Source organism: Actinoplanes sichuanensis (assembly GCF_033097365.1).
Taxonomy (GTDB): Bacteria; Actinomycetota; Actinomycetes; order Mycobacteriales; family Micromonosporaceae; genus Actinoplanes; species Actinoplanes sichuanensis.
This window is the reverse complement of record NZ_AP028461.1, coordinates 9293928-9309790: the sequence shown is the minus strand read 5'-3', so window position 1 is coordinate 9309790 and position 15863 is coordinate 9293928. Positions and strand designations below refer to the sequence as shown.

At 70.3% G+C, this 15863-nt stretch carries 13 protein-coding genes; 9 read left to right on the top strand and 4 right to left on the bottom strand.

The features are described from left to right. The 8 genes from Q0Z83_RS42780 (at position 1) to Q0Z83_RS42745 (ending at position 7515) form a co-directional block, all read left to right on the top strand. On the top strand, positions 1–414 hold the full coding sequence (locus tag Q0Z83_RS42780; RefSeq protein WP_317789161.1) for an STAS domain-containing protein: 414 nt from the start codon (positions 1–3) through the stop codon (positions 412–414). Beyond that, on the top strand, positions 411–815 hold the full coding sequence (locus Q0Z83_RS42775; protein ID WP_317789160.1) for an anti-sigma regulatory factor: 405 nt from the start codon (positions 411–413) through the stop codon (positions 813–815). Before Q0Z83_RS42780 ends, Q0Z83_RS42775 begins: the two co-directional genes overlap by 4 nt. Continuing rightward, entirely contained in the window at positions 812–1843 is a 1032-nt protein-coding gene (locus Q0Z83_RS42770; RefSeq protein WP_317797281.1) for an ATP-binding SpoIIE family protein phosphatase, read from the top strand. Before Q0Z83_RS42775 ends, Q0Z83_RS42770 begins: the two co-directional genes overlap by 4 nt. Next, positions 1840–3180 carry a sensor histidine kinase gene (locus tag Q0Z83_RS42765; RefSeq protein WP_317789159.1) on the top strand — a complete coding sequence of 447 codons (1341 nt, stop codon included), beginning with the start codon at positions 1840–1842 and terminating at the stop codon, positions 3178–3180. Before Q0Z83_RS42770 ends, Q0Z83_RS42765 begins: the two co-directional genes overlap by 4 nt. Continuing rightward, positions 3177–4709 (top strand): fused response regulator/phosphatase, encoded by a 1533-nt coding sequence (locus tag Q0Z83_RS42760; protein WP_317789158.1) that lies wholly within the window; start codon positions 3177–3179, stop codon positions 4707–4709. The genes Q0Z83_RS42765 and Q0Z83_RS42760 overlap by 4 nt, the downstream gene beginning before the upstream one ends. Before the next feature lie 63 nt (positions 4710–4772). Beyond that, positions 4773–5309, top strand: coding sequence for a PadR family transcriptional regulator (locus Q0Z83_RS42755; protein WP_317789156.1), 537 nt, complete (start codon positions 4773–4775; stop codon positions 5307–5309). Beyond that, positions 5306–5995: an ABC transporter ATP-binding protein gene (locus Q0Z83_RS42750; protein WP_317789155.1), complete on the top strand. Its 690-nt coding sequence runs from the start codon at positions 5306–5308 to the stop codon at positions 5993–5995. The genes Q0Z83_RS42755 and Q0Z83_RS42750 overlap by 4 nt, the downstream gene beginning before the upstream one ends. After that, positions 5992–7515: an FtsX-like permease family protein gene (locus tag Q0Z83_RS42745; RefSeq protein WP_317789154.1), complete on the top strand. Its 1524-nt coding sequence runs from the start codon at positions 5992–5994 to the stop codon at positions 7513–7515. Before Q0Z83_RS42750 ends, Q0Z83_RS42745 begins: the two co-directional genes overlap by 4 nt. Before the next feature lie 188 nt (positions 7516–7703). Here the strand turns inward: Q0Z83_RS42745 and Q0Z83_RS42740 are convergent, their stop codons facing one another. Beyond that, positions 7704–9767 (bottom strand): S9 family peptidase, encoded by a 2064-nt coding sequence (locus tag Q0Z83_RS42740; protein ID WP_317789152.1) that lies wholly within the window; start codon positions 9765–9767, stop codon positions 7704–7706. A gap of 106 nt (positions 9768–9873) precedes the next feature. Between Q0Z83_RS42740 and Q0Z83_RS42735 the strand changes: the two genes are divergently transcribed. Further along, a complete protein-coding gene (locus Q0Z83_RS42735; protein ID WP_317789151.1) occupies positions 9874–10986 on the top strand; it encodes an FAD-binding oxidoreductase in 1113 nt (370 codons plus the stop codon). Positions 10987–11384: 398 nt separating this feature from the next. Here Q0Z83_RS42735 and Q0Z83_RS42730 read toward each other — a convergent pair whose 3' ends face one another. From Q0Z83_RS42730 to Q0Z83_RS42720, 3 genes are all read right to left on the bottom strand, one after another. Further along, positions 11385–11999: a dihydrofolate reductase family protein gene (locus Q0Z83_RS42730; RefSeq protein ID WP_317789150.1), complete on the bottom strand. Its 615-nt coding sequence runs from the start codon at positions 11997–11999 to the stop codon at positions 11385–11387. Positions 12000–13184: 1185 nt separating this feature from the next. After that, positions 13185–13745 (bottom strand): dihydrofolate reductase family protein, encoded by a 561-nt coding sequence (locus Q0Z83_RS42725; RefSeq protein WP_317789149.1) that lies wholly within the window; start codon positions 13743–13745, stop codon positions 13185–13187. Between the two features lie 56 nt (positions 13746–13801). Beyond that, positions 13802–15838, bottom strand: coding sequence for a SpoIIE family protein phosphatase (locus Q0Z83_RS42720; RefSeq protein WP_317789148.1), 2037 nt, complete (start codon positions 15836–15838; stop codon positions 13802–13804). Positions 15839–15863: the final 25 nt, after the last annotated feature.

The window sequence follows — 15863 nt, the reverse complement described above, 5'->3', positions numbered from 1 at the left end:
ATGGAGCGGGTCCCGGTCCTGAAGATCGGCGACATCCTGCTGGTCTCCATCCAGATCGACATGGAGGACCAGGTCGCCCTGCAACTGCAGGAGGACCTCGCCGAGCGGATCGTCGCGACGGGCGTGCACGGTGTGATCATCGACATCAGCGCGCTCGACATCGTCGACTCGTTCGTCGGCCGTACCCTCGCGACCATCGCCTCGGTCTCCCGGGTCCTGGACGCCGAGACCGTGGTCGTCGGCATGCGCCCGGCAGTGGCGATCACGCTGGTCGAGCTCGGGCTGTCGCTGCCCGGCATCCGGACCGCTCTCAACGTCGAGCTGGGCATCGAGATGCTCGGCAGCCGTCCCGACGACGACGAGCTGTTCGACGACGAGGACGAGTCCGGCGCGGCAGCGGTAACCACGCCGTGAACGACGAGAGCCAGCGCCTTCCGGTCGTGACCGACCAGGACGTCGTCCGGGTTCGGCAGCTGGTGCGTACCGTCGCCGTGGCGGTGAAGTTGTCCCTGGTGGATCAGACGAAACTCGTCACCGCCGCGAGCGAGTTGGCCCGCAACACACTGGTCTACGGTGGTGGCGGCGAGGTCGAGGTGACCCGCGTCCACAACGAACGGCGAGCCGGTATCCAGATCGTGTTCGCCGATCAGGGGCCCGGTATCGCCGATCTCGACCTGGCCCTCACCGATGGTTACACCACCGGTGGCGGGCTGGGCCTCGGTCTCAGTGGTGCACGTCGCCTGGTCGACGAGTTCAAGATCGATACTGAGCCGGGTAAGGGCACGACCATTACGATCGTCAAGTGGTGCCGATGAGCGGAGGCGCGGTGGCGTCCCTACCCGAAGGACTCCTGGACGGAGGGGTCTGGTTTCGGGTGGAGGAGCCGGGGACGGCCTCGGCCGTGCGCCGGGCCGCCGAACGCCTGGCCGCCAGCCTCGACATGCCCGAGCAGCGCGTCGCGGACCTCTCCATCGTCGCCGCCGAAGCGGCCGGCAACCTGGTCAAACATGCGGCCCAGGGCACGATTCTGGTGCGCGTGGTCCGGGCCGCCGACCAGGCCGGGGTCGAGTTGATCGCGATCGACAGCGGGCCCGGTATGGCCGACGTCCAGCTCTCCATCGGCGACGGGCATTCCACCGCGGGCACGCTCGGCATCGGGCTCGGCGCCATCCTGCGTCAGGCCAGCCGATGGGATCTGCACTCGGTTCCCGGCAAGGGGACCGTGCTGAGCGTGCAGGTGTGGCCGGACGCGCTTCCCGATTCGGGCTGGGCGGCCGGGCTGACCAGGCCGCTGACCGGGGAGACGGTCAGTGGGGACGCCTTCGCGATCCGCGAGATCGACGGGCGCCGGCAGCTTCTGCTCAGTGACGGGCTCGGGCACGGTGGCCTGGCCGCGGCCGCGTCGCACGAGGCGGTGCGCGTGTTCCTGCGGGCGCCGGCCGTGCCGCCGGCACAGGTGGTGGAGGCGCTGCACCGTACCCTCGGGCACACCCGAGGCGCCGCTCTCGCCGTCGCCGAACCGGATCCGTCGGCCGGGGTGGTCCGTTATGCCGGTCTCGGCAATATCTCCGGCACCGTCCTCGCGCCGGACGGCAGCCGGCGAGGCATGGTCTCCATGCCGGGCATCGCCGGGCATCAACGACGACAGATCCGGGAGTACGACTACCCGCTCGCCCCCGGCGCGATCCTGGTGATGCACACCGACGGCCTGGTCGAGCGCTGGAACCTCAGCGAGTATCCAGGACTGATCACCCGCACCCCCGAGGTGATCGCGGGCACCCTGCTGCGAGACGCCGGAACCCGCCGGGACGACGCGGGCGTGCTGGTGGCGCGGTTCTCATGACCGGCGAGCCGCTGATGCGCATGCGCCTGCGGGTCGAGCATGACATCTTCGTGGTGCGGCAACTCGGGCGGGAGGTGGCCCAGAGGGTCGGCCTGGAATCCCAGGACCAGACCCGGGTGGCGACCGCGCTCAGCGAGATCGGCCGGGTGCTGCTCGCAGCCGGACACACCGACGTCACGTTCACCGTTGAAACGATCGGGGTACCTACCCTCCACGTAGCCATGGCGCACCCCGGAACCGGGGACACGGCCCGGCTCGCTGAACATTTGCAGCAGGTCGGCCGCCTGGTCGACACGATGGAGGTCGACGATGGTGGGACGGGCACAGTGGTCCGGATGGCGCGGCGCCTGCCGCTCGGCGCCCCCCTGCTGACCCCCGACCGGATGGAGGAGATCCGCGCCGGACTGGCCCGCCATGTGCCCGGCACCCCGCTCGATGAGCTGGCGGTGCAGAATCAGCAGCTCATCGCCGCCCTCGACGAGGTGCGCGCCCAGCGTGACGACCTGGCCCGGCTCAACGCCGAGCTGGAGGAGACCAACCGCGGTGTGATGGCCCTCTACAACCAGCTCTCCCAGGAGCTGGAGGAGACCAATCGTGGCGTGGTCGCCCTCTACGCCGAGCTCGACGAGAAATCGGAGCAGCTCGCCGCGGCCAGCGAGGCCAAGAGCCGTTTCCTGGCCAACGTCAGCCACGAACTGCGCGCCCCGGTCACCGCGATCATCGGCCTCGGACGCCTGCTCACCGACTCCGGCTCCGACGAACTCACCACCGAGCAGCGCCGCCAGGTCGACCTGATCCGCGGTTCCGCCACCGACCTGCTGACGCTGGTCAACGGCCTGCTCGACCTGGCCAAGGCGGAGGCCGGCCGGATCGAGCCGAACTGGTCGGAGGTGGATCTGAAAGCGGTCTTCGGTCAGTTGCGCGGCACTCTGCGCCCGCTCGCCACCCGGCCCGAGGTCGACTTCGCGGTCGACGAGCCGGGGGTGCCCACCTTGCGCTCCGACGAGGTGCTGCTCGCCCAGGTGCTGCGCAACCTCCTCACGAACGCGCTCAAGTTCACCGAGGCCGGCTCGGTGCGGCTCAGCGTGCGTCGGACCGACGGCGACGCCGAGTTCGTCGTCGCCGACACCGGCTATGGCATACCTCCCGAGCTGCAGGAACGCATTTTCGAGGAGTTTTATCAGGTGCCCGGCAGCCGGCCGGTCAGCGGCAAGGGCACCGGCCTCGGCCTGCCGTATGCCCGGCGGCTCGCCGGAATCCTCGGTGGCGCCCTGCGGGTCGACTCCACCCCCGGTGAGGGCAGCACCTTCACCCTACGGCTCCCCCTGAAGTCATGATGTCGGCCACCGTCCTCGTCGTCGACGACAGCCCGACCAAGCGATATCTCCTGGTCAGCTGGCTGAGCCGAGCCGGTTTCACAGTGCTTGAGGCGGAGACCGGCGGCGCGGCCCTCGCCCGGCTCCTGGAAGCCGAGGTCGACCTGGTCGTGCTCGACGTGAAACTGCCCGACATGAGCGGATTCGACGTCTGCGAGACGATCAAGAGCGATTCGCGGTACGGCGTACTCCCGGTGATCCACGTGTCCGCGCACGCCGTCGACGTCGGTGACCGCACCCAGGGACTGAACCGCGGTGCCGACGCCTACCTCGTCGAGCCGATCGAACCGGACGAACTGATCGCCACCGCCCAGGCCGTCCTCCGCTACTACCGCGCCCGGCAGCGCGCCGAACTGCTCGCCCAACGGATGGTGCGGCTGGCCGAGGCCACCCTGGCGATCAACTCGGCGTCCACGCTGCCGACCCTGCTCTCAGCCGCGGCCGAGGGTGCCGCCGACATCTTCGGCGGGCCGGTCGTGGTGGTCGCCGAGACCTTCGATGGGGAGAGCCTGGCCGCGTCGGGCAGCCCTCCGACGGTGCGCCGGTGGGCGGTCCCGAGGCATCAGGTCGCGGTCGGGTCGCTGGTGCGCAGTGACGAGCCGGCCGACTGGGACGTCGTCGGCTGGCCGGAGGGGGAGACCGTCGCGGTCGCCGCGGCCCGACTGCGCGCCGACCGCCCGCCGGTCTACGTCGCCGTGCCCGGCAGCTCACAGACCCCCGGCTTCCCGGTGCTCCGGCAGCTCTCCCAGGCGGTCGCCGCAGCCGTGGAGGCACAGCGATCCTTCGACGAGGAGCACCGGATCGCGGTCACCCTCCAGCGCAGCCTGCTCCAGTCGCGCCTGCCCGAGGTGTCCGGCGTCGATCTGGGCGTCCTCTACGAGCCGGCCAGCGCACAGACCGAGGTCGGCGGCGACTTCTACGAACTCACGGTGCTCGAGGACCGGCTCCTCGTCGCGATCGGCGACGTGGCCGGGCACTCGCTGCACGCCGCCACGGTGATGGCCGAGATCAGGCACGCCGTCCGCGCATACGCCGTCGAGGGGCACTCGCCGGCGGCGGTGCTGGAACTGGTCAACCGATTCATGCGGACCGTGCTGCCGGCCGAGTCGGCCACCCTCTGCCTGCTCACTCTGGAACCCTCGACCGGCCGGATCCGGATGGCCAGCGCCGGGCATCTGCCGCCACTCGTCCACGTCGGCGGTGACGTGCAGTATCTTCAGCCGCGCGGGGCGCTGCTCGGCATCACCGCACCCCGGCGGGCCGAGATCGAATACATCCTGCCGCCCGGCGGCACCCTGGTGCTTTACACCGACGGCCTGATCGAGCGTCGGGACGCCGACCTCGACCAGGGACTGAGCGCCCTCGCAGCCGGCGCGGCCCTGGTCGAGGACGACCTCGACGCGTTCTGCCGGCGTCTGCACAGCCAGCTGGCCGGAGCCCGGGAACAGGCCGACGACATCGCCGTCGTCGCGCTGCGGCGCTCGCTCTGACATCACTTCCTCCTCGCCGTGGTGGCTTGACGGCGGCTATTCACTGAGTGAATAGTAGCGCCCATGTCCACGGCGCATGTCCTTCTGGGGTTGCTCGCCGGCGGTCCGCGACACGGCTACGACCTCAAGCGGGCACACGACGAGCGACTGCCACAGGCCAAACCATTGGCGTACGGCCAGGTCTACTCCACGCTCGGGCGGTTGGAGCGCGACGGGTTCGTCGAGCAGTCCGGTCAGGAGCAGGAGGGAGGCCCGGAGCGGACGGCGTATACGTTGACCGGTTCCGGCCGGGACCGGCTCACCCGGTGGCTGACCGAGATCGAGCCGCCCGCGCCGTATGTGACGAGCACCCTCTTCGCCAAGGTGGTGGTCGCCCTGCTCGCCGCCGACGCCGACCGCGCCCGGGAGTACCTCACCGCCCAACGGCTCGCCCACATGACCCGGCTGCGTGAGTTGACCGCGGTCAAGACCGCCCCGGGCGCCACTGTCGGCGACGTCGTCGCCGCCGACTACGCCATCGGCCACCTCGACGCCGACCTGCGCTGGTTGCAGACCACGCTGGCCCGTGTCGCCGACCTGCAGAAGGAAGTGACCGCGTGACCACTCCGCTGTTGACCGGCACTGGAATCACCAAGGACTACGGCGCCACTCCGGCGCTGCGCGGGGTCGACCTGAGCGTCGCCGAGGGCGAGATCGTGGCGGTCACCGGCCCGAGCGGCTGCGGCAAGTCCACACTTCTGCACTGCCTGGCCGGGATCCTCCGCGCCGATCGGGGTTCGGTGGTCTTCCGCGAGCAGAACATCGGGTTGTGGTCCGAGGCGGCCCGGTCCCGCCTACGGCGTACCGATTTCGGGGTGCTGTTCCAGTTCGGGCAGATGGTGCCCGAGTTGACCGCCGCGGAGAACGTCGCCCTGCCGTTGCTTCTCGCCGGTTCGGGGCGGCGAGAAGCGCGGGAGTCGGCGCTCGCCTGGCTCGACCGGTTCGGTGTCGCCGACGTCGCCGACCAGATGCCCGGCGCGATGTCCGGCGGGCAGCAGCAGCGATGCGCGGTGGCCCGGGCCATGGTGACCAGACCCCGGGTGCTCTTCGCCGACGAGCCCACCGGCGCGCTCGACCAGCTCAACGGCGAGCAGGTGATGCTGGCGATCGTGCGGGCGGTCCGGGAGGAGGGCACGGCGGTCGTTCTCGTCACCCACGAGGCGCCTGTCGCGGCGTATGCGGACCGGGAGGTCGTGCTGCGGGACGGCGCCGTCGACCCGACCGGCCTCGGCGTGGGTGCGCCGTGAGAGCAGCCACCCTGTTCCGGCTCAGCACGGCCGGCACCCGGACCGACACGTTGCGGACCGTGCTCACGGCGACGAGCGCGGCCCTCGCCTCCACGACTCTGCTCGCCGCGGCCACGGTGGCCGCCATCCGGGGCGGCGAACTGGCGGAACAACCGGACGGAACCACCTGGCTCACTCCCGGCGCCGAGCACTACACCAGCCCGCTGTTGCGGGAACCCGGCCTGCGGCCCGGCGTGATCTTCGGGCTGCTGCTGCTCACCCTGCCGGTGCTGGCCCTGGCCGGGCAGTGCATCCGGCTCGGCGCGCCGGCCCGGGACCGGCGGCTGGCCGCCATCCGGCTCGCCGGCGCCACACCGGCGCAGGCCGTCCTCATCGCCGTCGCCGAGACGGTCGTGGCCGGCATCCTCGGTTCGGTGGCCGGATTCGGCATCTTCGTGGGGGTCCGGCGGATTCTGCACGATCCCGGTCCGGACGGGGCACTGACGCTGCCCACCGATGTCTTCCCCGCCCCGGTGCCGCTGATCGTGGCCATCGCGGTGGTGCCGGTGATGGCCGGCCTGATCGGGCTGGTCCTGATGCGCGGGGTGGCGGTCACCCCGCTCGGCGTGGTGCGCCGCCACCGGAAGAACGGCCCCCGCCCCTGGCCCGGGCTCGCCATCGGCATCGGGTTCGTGCTCTTCAACGTGCCCGTCTGGCTTTCCGAGCGAATGGTGCTGTCCGGTTACGTCTTCGGCGCGTTGATGCTGGTCGGCACGCTGCTGGTGATGGTCGGCGTGGTCGTCGGAACCGGATGGATCTCCTACACGGCCGGGTGGCTGCTGCACCGGTTCGGGCACGGGCCGGTCACCCTGCTGGCCGGGCGGCGGATGATGGCCGATCCGTGGAACGGCAGCCGCACCCTGGCCGCACTCCTCGGCGCGACGGTGATCGGCGGGGCGGCCATGGGATACCACGCTCTCTTCGTTACCCAGGGCTTGGCCGAGGATCGGTTCAACGCGCTGATCGGGATGCCGGTCGATCCCGAGCATGCCGCCTTCTATGTCAACAGCGCCCAGCTGGTGCTGGTCGCGGTCGGTGTCGGCGTGGCCGTCTCGGCGGCGGGCCTGCTGGTGGCACTGGCCGAGAGCGTGGTGTCCCGGCGGCGCACCTACGCGGCACTGACCGCGTCCGGCACGCCCGGCCGGGTCCTCTCGGGGACGCTGCTGTGGCAGACGCTGGCACCGCTCGTCCCGGCGCTCGGGCTCGCCATCACCGCCGGACTCGTCCTGGTCCGGTCGGTTTATGACGAGGTCACGGTCGGTGGCGGGATCATCGAGGCGTGCATCGATCCGGCGGCGGACGCGGAGACCTGCGTGCGGACCACCACGTCCGACCCGGTCGTGACCCTGCCCGTGCCGGTGCCGTGGGGCCAGCTGGTGCTGCTCGGCGGCGGGACCGTCCTGGCCATGCTGGTGGTGGCCGGGATCGGCATGCTTGTGCTCCGTAGCAGTACCGATCTGGAGGAGATCCGCACGGTGTAAGCCGGTGTTCGGATACAGCCCGGAGGCCGGCGTCGCGGTCCGGTGTTCCGCCTGCGTCGCCTCGTAGGTCCGGGACGGGATGGATTCGGCGGGACGGCCTGGCCGTACCCCCTGGTCGGTTTGCAAAGAACCGGCGGACCGGGACGCCGCGGCAACCGCTGGTGCGGATGCCGCGGCGGCGGTCGGCGTCAGGCGAGCTGGAGGACGTCCAGGATCCAGGCGATGTTGAAGGCCTCTTCCTTCCAGGCGTCGTAGCGGCCGCTCGGGCCGGCGTGACCCGCGCCCATCTCGGTCTTGAGAAGATAGCGGCCCTCGGGGGTCACGGAACGTAGCCGAGCGATCCACTTGGCCGGTTCGTGATAGAGGACGCGGGTGTCGTTCAGGCTGGTCACCGCGAGGATCCGGGGGTACGCCTGCTTGGTCACGTTCTCATACGGGCTGTAGGCCTTCATGTAGGCGTAGATCTCGGCCGACTCGATCGGATTGCCCCACTCCTCCCACTCGGTGACCGTCAGCGGGAGGGACGGGTCGAGGATCGAGGTGAGCGGGTCGACGAAGGGGACCTCGGCGAGGATGCCGGCGAACGCCTCCGGGGCGATGTTGGCGATCGCGCCCATGAGCAGGCCACCGGCTGAGCCGCCGCGGGCCACCAGACGGTCGGCGGAGGTCCAGCGGCTGCGGACCAGGGCCTCGGCGGCCGCCACGAAGTCGGTGAAGGTGTTGCGCTTGGCGAGCATTTTGCCCTGCTCATACCACTGCCGGCCCATTTCGCCGCCACCGCGGACGTGCGCGATCGCGAAGACGACACCGCGGTCGAGCAGGGAGAGGCGGGCGATCGAGAAGTACGGGTCGATCGAGTGCTCGTAGGACCCGTAGCCGTAGAGCAGGGCCGGGGCCGAACCGTCCCGCGGCACACCCTTGCGCGTCACGATCGAGATCGGCACACGGGTGCCGTCGGGGGCCGTCGCCCACTCGCGGAACTGCTCGTAGTCGTCCGCCTGGTAGCCGCCGAGCACCGGCTTCTGCTTACGCAGCGTCATCGAGCGGGTGATCAGATCGACGTCGAAGATCGAGTCTGGCGTGATCATCGAGGTGTAGGAGATCCGGACGGAACTCGTCTCGTACTCCGGGTTGCCGGCCAGGCCCACGCTGTACAGCGGCTCGGGGAACTCCATGTCGTAGGAGGCCGTGCTGCCGTCGGCGATCACCCGCAGGCCGGTCAGACCGTCCCGCCGCAGCGAGATGACCAGGTGCCGGGAGAACGCGTCGACCGACTCGAGGCGGGTGCCGGGCTGGTGCGGGATCATCTCGATCCACTCGCCCGGATTGTCCACCGAGGTCCAGGCCAGCGCGAAGTCCTCGGCATCCCGGTTGTGCAGGATCAGGAAACGGTGGCCGTGGTGCTCGATCGAATACTCGACACCCTGCCGACGCTCGGTGATCAGGGCGGGCTCGGCATCTGGAATGTCGGCCGGGATCACCCGTACCTCAGAAGTGATCTTGCTCTGCGTGTCGATGACGATGAACTTCTCACTGCGCGTGAGGTCGACGCCCACCCAGAACCGCTCGTCCGGCTCCTCGTAGATCAACGTGTCCTCGGTGCTGCCGACCGTGTGACGCCACACCCGGTACGGCCGCCACGCCTCGTCCACCGTGATGTAGAACAGCGTGCTCCCGTCGGCCGACCAGGCGCTGCCGTAGAAGACGTCGGTCACCTCGTCGGCCAGGACCTCGCCGGTCACCAGATTCTTCACCCGCAGGGTGAAGCGCTCGTCGCCGTCGAAGTCGGTCGAGTAGGCCAGCCAGTTGCCGTCCGGGCTCACGTCGAAGGTGCCGAGCGCGAAGAAGTCCTTACCCTCGGCCAGCTCGTTGCCGTCGAGAAGGATCTCCTCACCGGGTTTCTCGGCGTCCATCGGCGGGGCCGTCTCGCCCGGGCGCACCGGCACCCGACAGGAGATCCCGTACTGCTTGCCCTCCTCGGTGCGGGTGTAATACCAGAACCCGCCCTTACGGCTCGGAACCGACAGGTCGGTCTCCTGTGTGCGGCCCTTGATCTCCTGGAAGACTGTCTCCCGGAGACCGGCCAGGTGCGCGGTCGCCTGCTCTGTCCAGGCGTTCTCCGCCTCCAGGTGAGCGATGGTCGCCGGGTCCTCCTTGGCCATCAGCCAGGCGAACTCGTCGACGACCGTGTCGCCGTGGAAGGTGCGCTCGGTCGGCGCCTGGCGAGCGGTGGGTGGGCCTTCAATCGTCACCGGAAACACGTTACCGCCCGGATTTCCCGGACACACGAACCTCGGTCATTCGAACATGTGTACGATGTGCCAGAGTGGACGATCTTCGCTGTGGGGAGGCATCGGAGTGAGCGGTTCCCTTCTCGCCGAGCTCGTGGAGATCTGCGGCCCCGGCGCTGCACGCGTCGCGCGCGGTGACGATCGGGTCGCCGGTCGCCACGCCGACTACGTCGCCGCACCGGCCACCTCACAGGCCGTCTCCCGGTTGCTGCGCCTCGCCGCGGAGCGCGGCCTCGGCGTTCGGGCGCGAGGTTCAGGCAGCAAAATCGATTGGGGTACGAGGCCGGAGCGCCTCGACATCATCATCGACACGGTTCGTCTCCACGGCATGTGGGATCACGACGGCTCGTCCGCGATCGTCGCGGCCGGCACGCCGGTCAATGCGGTGCAGTCCGCCCTCGCCCGACACGGCCGGCGTCTCGTCCTCGACCCGCCGTCACCCGGCGCCACGATCGGTGGTGTCCTCGCCGTCAACGAGTCCGGGCCGTTGCGTCACCGGTTCGGCTCGCCGGCCGGGCAGGCCGTCAGTGTCGCGCTCGTCGACCCGGCCGGGGAGATCGTCGACCTCGCCGAGTGGGAGAGCCCGGCCGCCGGGGTGATCACGTCGGCGGTTCTGCCGGTCGAGGAGTTGCCGGAGGCCCGGCGCTGGGTGGTTCGCCAGGTTTCCACGCCGACCGAGGTCAATGAGCTGGCGACCCGGATCGTTGCTCAGGAGTTCGCGTTGAGTGCGGTCGAGGTCGACCTGCCGGCCGTCGGCGCCGGGTCGTTCGCGATGCTGCTCGAGGGGTCGGCCGGCTTCGTCGCGGCCGGTGCCGGGCGGCTGGCCCGGGAGATGGGGGCGTCCGCGGTGATCCGGGCCGAGGCGCCGGAGTGGTGGGGGAGCTATCCGTTTCGGCCGTCCGATGTGGCGTTGCGTCTCCGAGTCCGCTCCCGTGACCTGCATGCGGTCGGGTTCGTTCTGCGCGACGCCGTCGGGTCGGCGGTGGCCGTTCGTGGCTCGGTCGGTGCCGGTGTGGTGCACGCCGTCCTGCCGCGGGGCCTGAGCCCAGCCCGGATCGGTGACATCGTGGCCGGGCTCGAGCAGGTGCTGATGGCCCGACGTGGGCGTGCCGTGATCGTGACGGCCCCACCCGACCTGGCCGACCGCATACCGATGGCCACGCCCGACGACCTGTTCTGACAGCCGCGGCGGCCGGGTTCGGGCGCCGGCCTGATCGGGCCGGCTGGCGCTCGTGTCGGCGGCGGGTTGCTCGCCCGCGGTGGGGCGCGGGCGGCGTTGTCGGCCTGCGGGTGGGTCTCGGGCGGCGTTGTCGGCCCGCGGGTGGTCTCGGGTGGCTTTGCCTGCCGGCGGTGCGGAGTTTGGGCTTTGCCCGCCTGCGGGTCTCGGGCGGAGTTGTCGATCCGCGACTGGTCTCGGGTGGCTTCGCCTGTCTGCGGTGCGGAGTGGGGGCTTTGCCCGCCTGTGGGTCTCAGGTGGCTTTGTGGGTCCGCGGTGCGGGTTTCGGGTGGCTTTGTCGGTCTGCGGTGTGGGTCTCGGTTGGCTTTGTCTGCCCCGGGATGTCGGCGATCGGCGACGGGTCAGAAGTGGGCGGGGATCAGCGCTGCGGTTTCGGAGGCCAGATGGCGACCCATCCGGGCGACGTCGCCGACCGCGTACGTCAGGTAGGCGAACTGGCCCACCTCTCGGACACCGGTGAGGATCAGGTCGTCCACCAGGAGACGGCGGCGCAGCATCGGGGTTCCCTCGCCGAGAATGGCCGGAGCGATACCGAGGATGATCTCGTCGAGCAGGCCCTCCGCGACGAACTGGCTCACCAGATTGCCACCACCGGCCAGCCAGACGTTCTTGCCCTGAGCGGCGACGATCATGGCCTCGTGCACCCGGCGGACATCGCCGCTGATCATGAACACGTTGGCATCCGGCACCGGCGGCAGATCGCGGTGAGTGAAGACCCAGCACGGTACGTCGCCGTACATGTCGTGCCAGTTCTCCGGTTCTTCGAGGAGATTGTCGTGCTTCAGAACCCATTCGTAGGTGGTCGCGCCCATGGCGAACGCGCCGACACCCTCGAAGAACTCACCGAACGGATTGTCGGTGCCCTCGTCGACCTCGAAGAGCCAGTCCAGCGAGTTGTTCTCGTCGGCGATGAAGCCGTCGATGCTGGTGGCGGTGTAGTACTGCGTCTTCGCCATGCCAATCACCATGCCACGCCGGGCCTGGCAAAAAGGGCAGATCGATCAGGACCGGCCCGGTCACTGTGGGTCGGATCGGCTCAACGGCCGCCTCATCCGGCGAGAGCGGCCATTTCAGTCGATGCCGTTAGCTGTCCCGCCCGATGTCGGTCGTTGCGGAGGGCGCCGGCGGCTGTCTCGCCCGGCAGTGCCAGTCGCTGCGTCCGGTGGTCTCAGGCGCGGCGGCCGGCAGTGTCGGTCGCTGCGGTCGGCGTCGGCGGTCGTCTTAGCATCTCGCGTCTCGCGTCGGTCGGCGGTGTCGCTCGCTGCGGTCGAATTTCACGGGCGGTTAGTGGCGACGGCGCCTGCCCGGCAGCAACTGCCGGTTGCGGCTTGTTCGAGTCGATCAGGCATGTGGGCATCGGCCATACATTTTCTGGCTGCGTCGGAACCGGGCCGGGTAGACGCCTTACTCCGGCTGGGAGCAGGAATCGGGGGTGCCGGTGGCGGGTGGGGTGTTGCCGCACCCAGCCCGCCACCGTCACCGGCTCGACGCCGCGGCCTCGGGGAATTCCGGCTGCGGGGTCCCACACCGTACTCCAACGGACGGGGCCACGGGACCGACTCTCACATCTCGGATCGGCGTCGGTGACCTTGCCGTCCACACTGCTCAAACGCATGGACGTCGGGCTGCATCCGTCGCGTTCCGAGGAGTGACGCCACGGGGACCCTGTCCGTGTGGCGACGGATCATGCCCAGGAGGCGGCTGCCGCTGTTTCGGCTGGGCACGGCGGTGGTTCGGTCGAGTGGGCTCGGCGTGGCGAGGTCTGCCCGGGCGTGTCGGGCGTGGGCGGCCGTGGGCCGGGAATGGCTGTGGCGGGCGTGTGTGGGCGCCGGGCGGAGTCGGTCATGGCGGGTACCGGACGGAGTCGGTCATGGGTGTGCCGGTTGGCGCGGGCGTGGGCGGTTGTCGGGCGGGAGTGGCTGTGGCGGGCGTGGATGGGCGCCGGGTGGCAGCAGCCGTGGCGGGTTCCGGTTGGGAGCGGCCGTGGCGGGCGTGTGTGGGTGTCGGGTGGAGGCGGCCGTGGCGGGTGTGGATGGGTGCCGGGTGGGCGCGGCCGTGGCGGATGGGGCTGGGGCTGGGGCTGGCGTGGATGGGTGCCGGGCGGAAGCGGCCGAAGCGGGAACGGAGGGGTGGCGTGAGGGCTAGGCCGGTGGGTGGACGTCGTAGGTGAGGTAGGCGAATTGGCCCAGCTGGCGCGTGCTGGTCAAGGTGTATCGGGAGGACGTGATCCGGCGGGGGAGGACCGGGGCTCCCGCGCCCAAGGTCACCGGGGCCACGCCGAGGATCACCTCGTCCAGCAGGCCCTGGTCGGCGAATTGGGCGACCAACTCGCCGCCGCCGACCAGCCAGATGTTCTTTCCGGCCGCGGCCGACACCATTTCGGCGTGGACCGGGCGGACGTCACCCCGTACGAAATGAAGATTTGCTCCTGGAATGACCGGCAGCTCGCGGTGAGTGAAAATCCATGCCGGGGTGTCGCCGTAAGGCTCCAACCAGGAAGACGGGTGCTCCAACGCCTTTTCATGAGCCAGCACCCACTCGTATGTGGTGGCGCCCATCGCGAACGCTCCGACACCCTCGAAGAACGGTGCGAACGGGTTTTCGCCGGCTTTGTCATCGACCTCGAAGAGCCAGTCCAACGAATTGTTCTCGTCGGCGATGTAACCGTCGATCGTCGTCGCGGTGAAGTATTGCGTCTTCATGCCCAGAACCCTGCCACGACGGTCTGACAGAAACAGGGCCTCGAAGGTGCGACAAGTCAGGCGTCGTTGCGGAGGACCAGGATCGCGATGTCGTCGCGTGGCTCCTCGACCGAGAAATTGATCGTCGTGGAACGGAGTCGGGCCGCCATCACGTCCGCCGGGTAGCCGGCCAGCGGGGCCGACGCCTCCTTGAGCCGGGCCGATCCGAAGAGCTCGCGGCCCCGTCGACGCTCGGTGACCCCGTCGGTGTAGAAGATCAGTGAGTCGCCGGAGTCGAGCGTGACGGTGACATCCGGCGAGGTGATCGTCTCCAGCAGGCCGAGAGCTGTACCACCCTCGCCGACGAACGCCGTCTTGCCGTCGGCCCGGACCAGGACCGCCCGATCGTGCCCGGCCAGGTGCAGGCAGACGGTGAGCGTGCCCGTCGCCTGCCTGGTCACCGAGGCCATCGCGAGCGTGCAATACCGCCCGCCGCCGCGCTGCACGAGTGTCCGGTTGACCCGCCAGAGGATCTCGCCGAGGGCTTTCCCGTCGTCGACCAGGATCCGGATCACGTCGCGGACCAGGCCGGTCACGGTCGCCGCCTGGACACCCTTGCCGGACACGTCGCCGACCACGACCAGCCACTGGTTGTCGCCGGACGGGACGACGTCGTAGAAGTCGCCGCCCACCTCGGAGCCGGTCGGAACATACTCGGCGGCGAAACCGATGCCGTCGACCCGGGGCAGGGCCGGAGGCAGGAGCGAAGCCTGCAGCGTGCGCGCGACCGTGCGCCGCTCGTCGTGGATGCGCGCGTTGTCGATGGCGAGCGCCGCCCGGCGGGCCACATCCTCCAGAACGGCCACCTCGTCGGCGTCGTGCCGATGTTTCGGGTGCCGCCCGACGGCGAGCGTGCCGAGTCGGGCACCGCGGGCCACGAGCGGCACCGCATAACCCTCCAGCGGCGAGTTGAACATCACCTGGGTGCCGAGGCGGGACGACTCCTCCAGCCGGGCCAGCAGCGCCTCGGGGCCGGGCTCGGCGAGGGTCGCGTGCAGCTGGGCCAGCGCGGACTCGTCGGCGTGGGTGGCCGCCGCCAACTGCAGGCGGCCCCACGCGTCGGTGGTGTGCACGGCGCACCACTGGCCCAGCCGGGGCACCACGAGCTGCGGGATGAGCGCCATCGTCAGGTTGACGTCGAGAGACTGGGCGAGCAACTCGCTGGCCTCGGCGAGGAAGGTGATCCAGGTCTGCCGGCGGATGTCGGCGCGGCGGAGCCGGTCATTTTCCAGATGCAGCGCGAACCGCTCGGCGACCATGGTGGCCAGAGCCAGGGCGTATCCCTCGGGGGCGGCGTCGAGTTCGAGCTCGCCCGCATACGGCCTCTGGACGGCCAGGGGCACCCGGATGGTGTCCGCGTTGTCGCGGGGCGCCCGGCCGTACCGTCCGAGAAGTTGCCGTCCCATGCCGTCGCCCCGGTCGAGCCGGATCACACCGCCGGCGGCGCCGGTGAGGCGCGCCAGGCGGGAGAGAAGGTCGGCGGCGAGGTCGGCGAGACCCTCGTCGGAATGCCGATCGGTGCCGCTGCGCAGCAGTCCGGTGAGCGCGCCGAGGCTCGGGGTCTCGGACGCGTTCGGCAGCCGCACCGGGACGCCGGCGCCGGCACGCTGGTCGAGCCGGAACCAGACGCCTTTGCCGTCGCCCTCGTGCACGGTGCCCCAGCGGCTGGCGAAATGGTCGACGAGCAGCAGGCCGCGGCCGCGCTCGGCGACCTCGCCGATCTCCGAGCTCTCGTTCTTGGGGCCGATGGTGAGCTGCTCGACGGGGCCGGAGGCGAAGTCGGTGACGGTGACGGTGAGCCCGCCCGGGTCGGCCGAGACCTCTATCTCCAGCTCGGTGTTGGCGTGCACGACGGCGTTGGTGGACAGCTCGGTGGTGAGCAGGAGCGCCTCGTTGAGCAGGCCGACCAGACCGGTCTCCTCCAGCACCGATCGGACCAGCGCACGGGCCGCCGCGGGGGTCCGTCGATCATTGGGCAACCTGGTCCGGCGCACCAGCGCTTCGGACGGAGCTCCCGACGGGATGCTCGTCCTGGTTCCGACCTCGGCTGGCACCCATGCATCCTCTCCCGTCGAAGGG

Bases quoted from the DNA above. Each gene is read 5' to 3' on its own strand.
- Q0Z83_RS42730 (WP_317789150.1), bottom strand. From the start codon at position 11,999: ATGGCGAAGACGCAGTACTACACCGCCACCAGCATCGACGGCTTCATC.
- Q0Z83_RS42760 (WP_317789158.1), top strand. From the start codon at position 3,177: ATGATGTCGGCCACCGTCCTCGTCGTCGACGACAGCCCGACCAAGCGA.
- Q0Z83_RS42725 (WP_317789149.1), bottom strand. From the start codon at position 13,745: ATGAAGACGCAATACTTCACCGCGACGACGATCGACGGTTACATCGCC.
- Q0Z83_RS42780 (WP_317789161.1), top strand. From the start codon at position 1: ATGGAGCGGGTCCCGGTCCTGAAGATCGGCGACATCCTGCTGGTCTCC.
- Q0Z83_RS42765 (WP_317789159.1), top strand. From the start codon at position 1,840: ATGACCGGCGAGCCGCTGATGCGCATGCGCCTGCGGGTCGAGCATGAC.
- Q0Z83_RS42770 (WP_317797281.1), top strand. From the start codon at position 812: ATGAGCGGAGGCGCGGTGGCGTCCCTACCCGAAGGACTCCTGGACGGA.
- Q0Z83_RS42755 (WP_317789156.1), top strand. From the start codon at position 4,773: ATGTCCACGGCGCATGTCCTTCTGGGGTTGCTCGCCGGCGGTCCGCGA.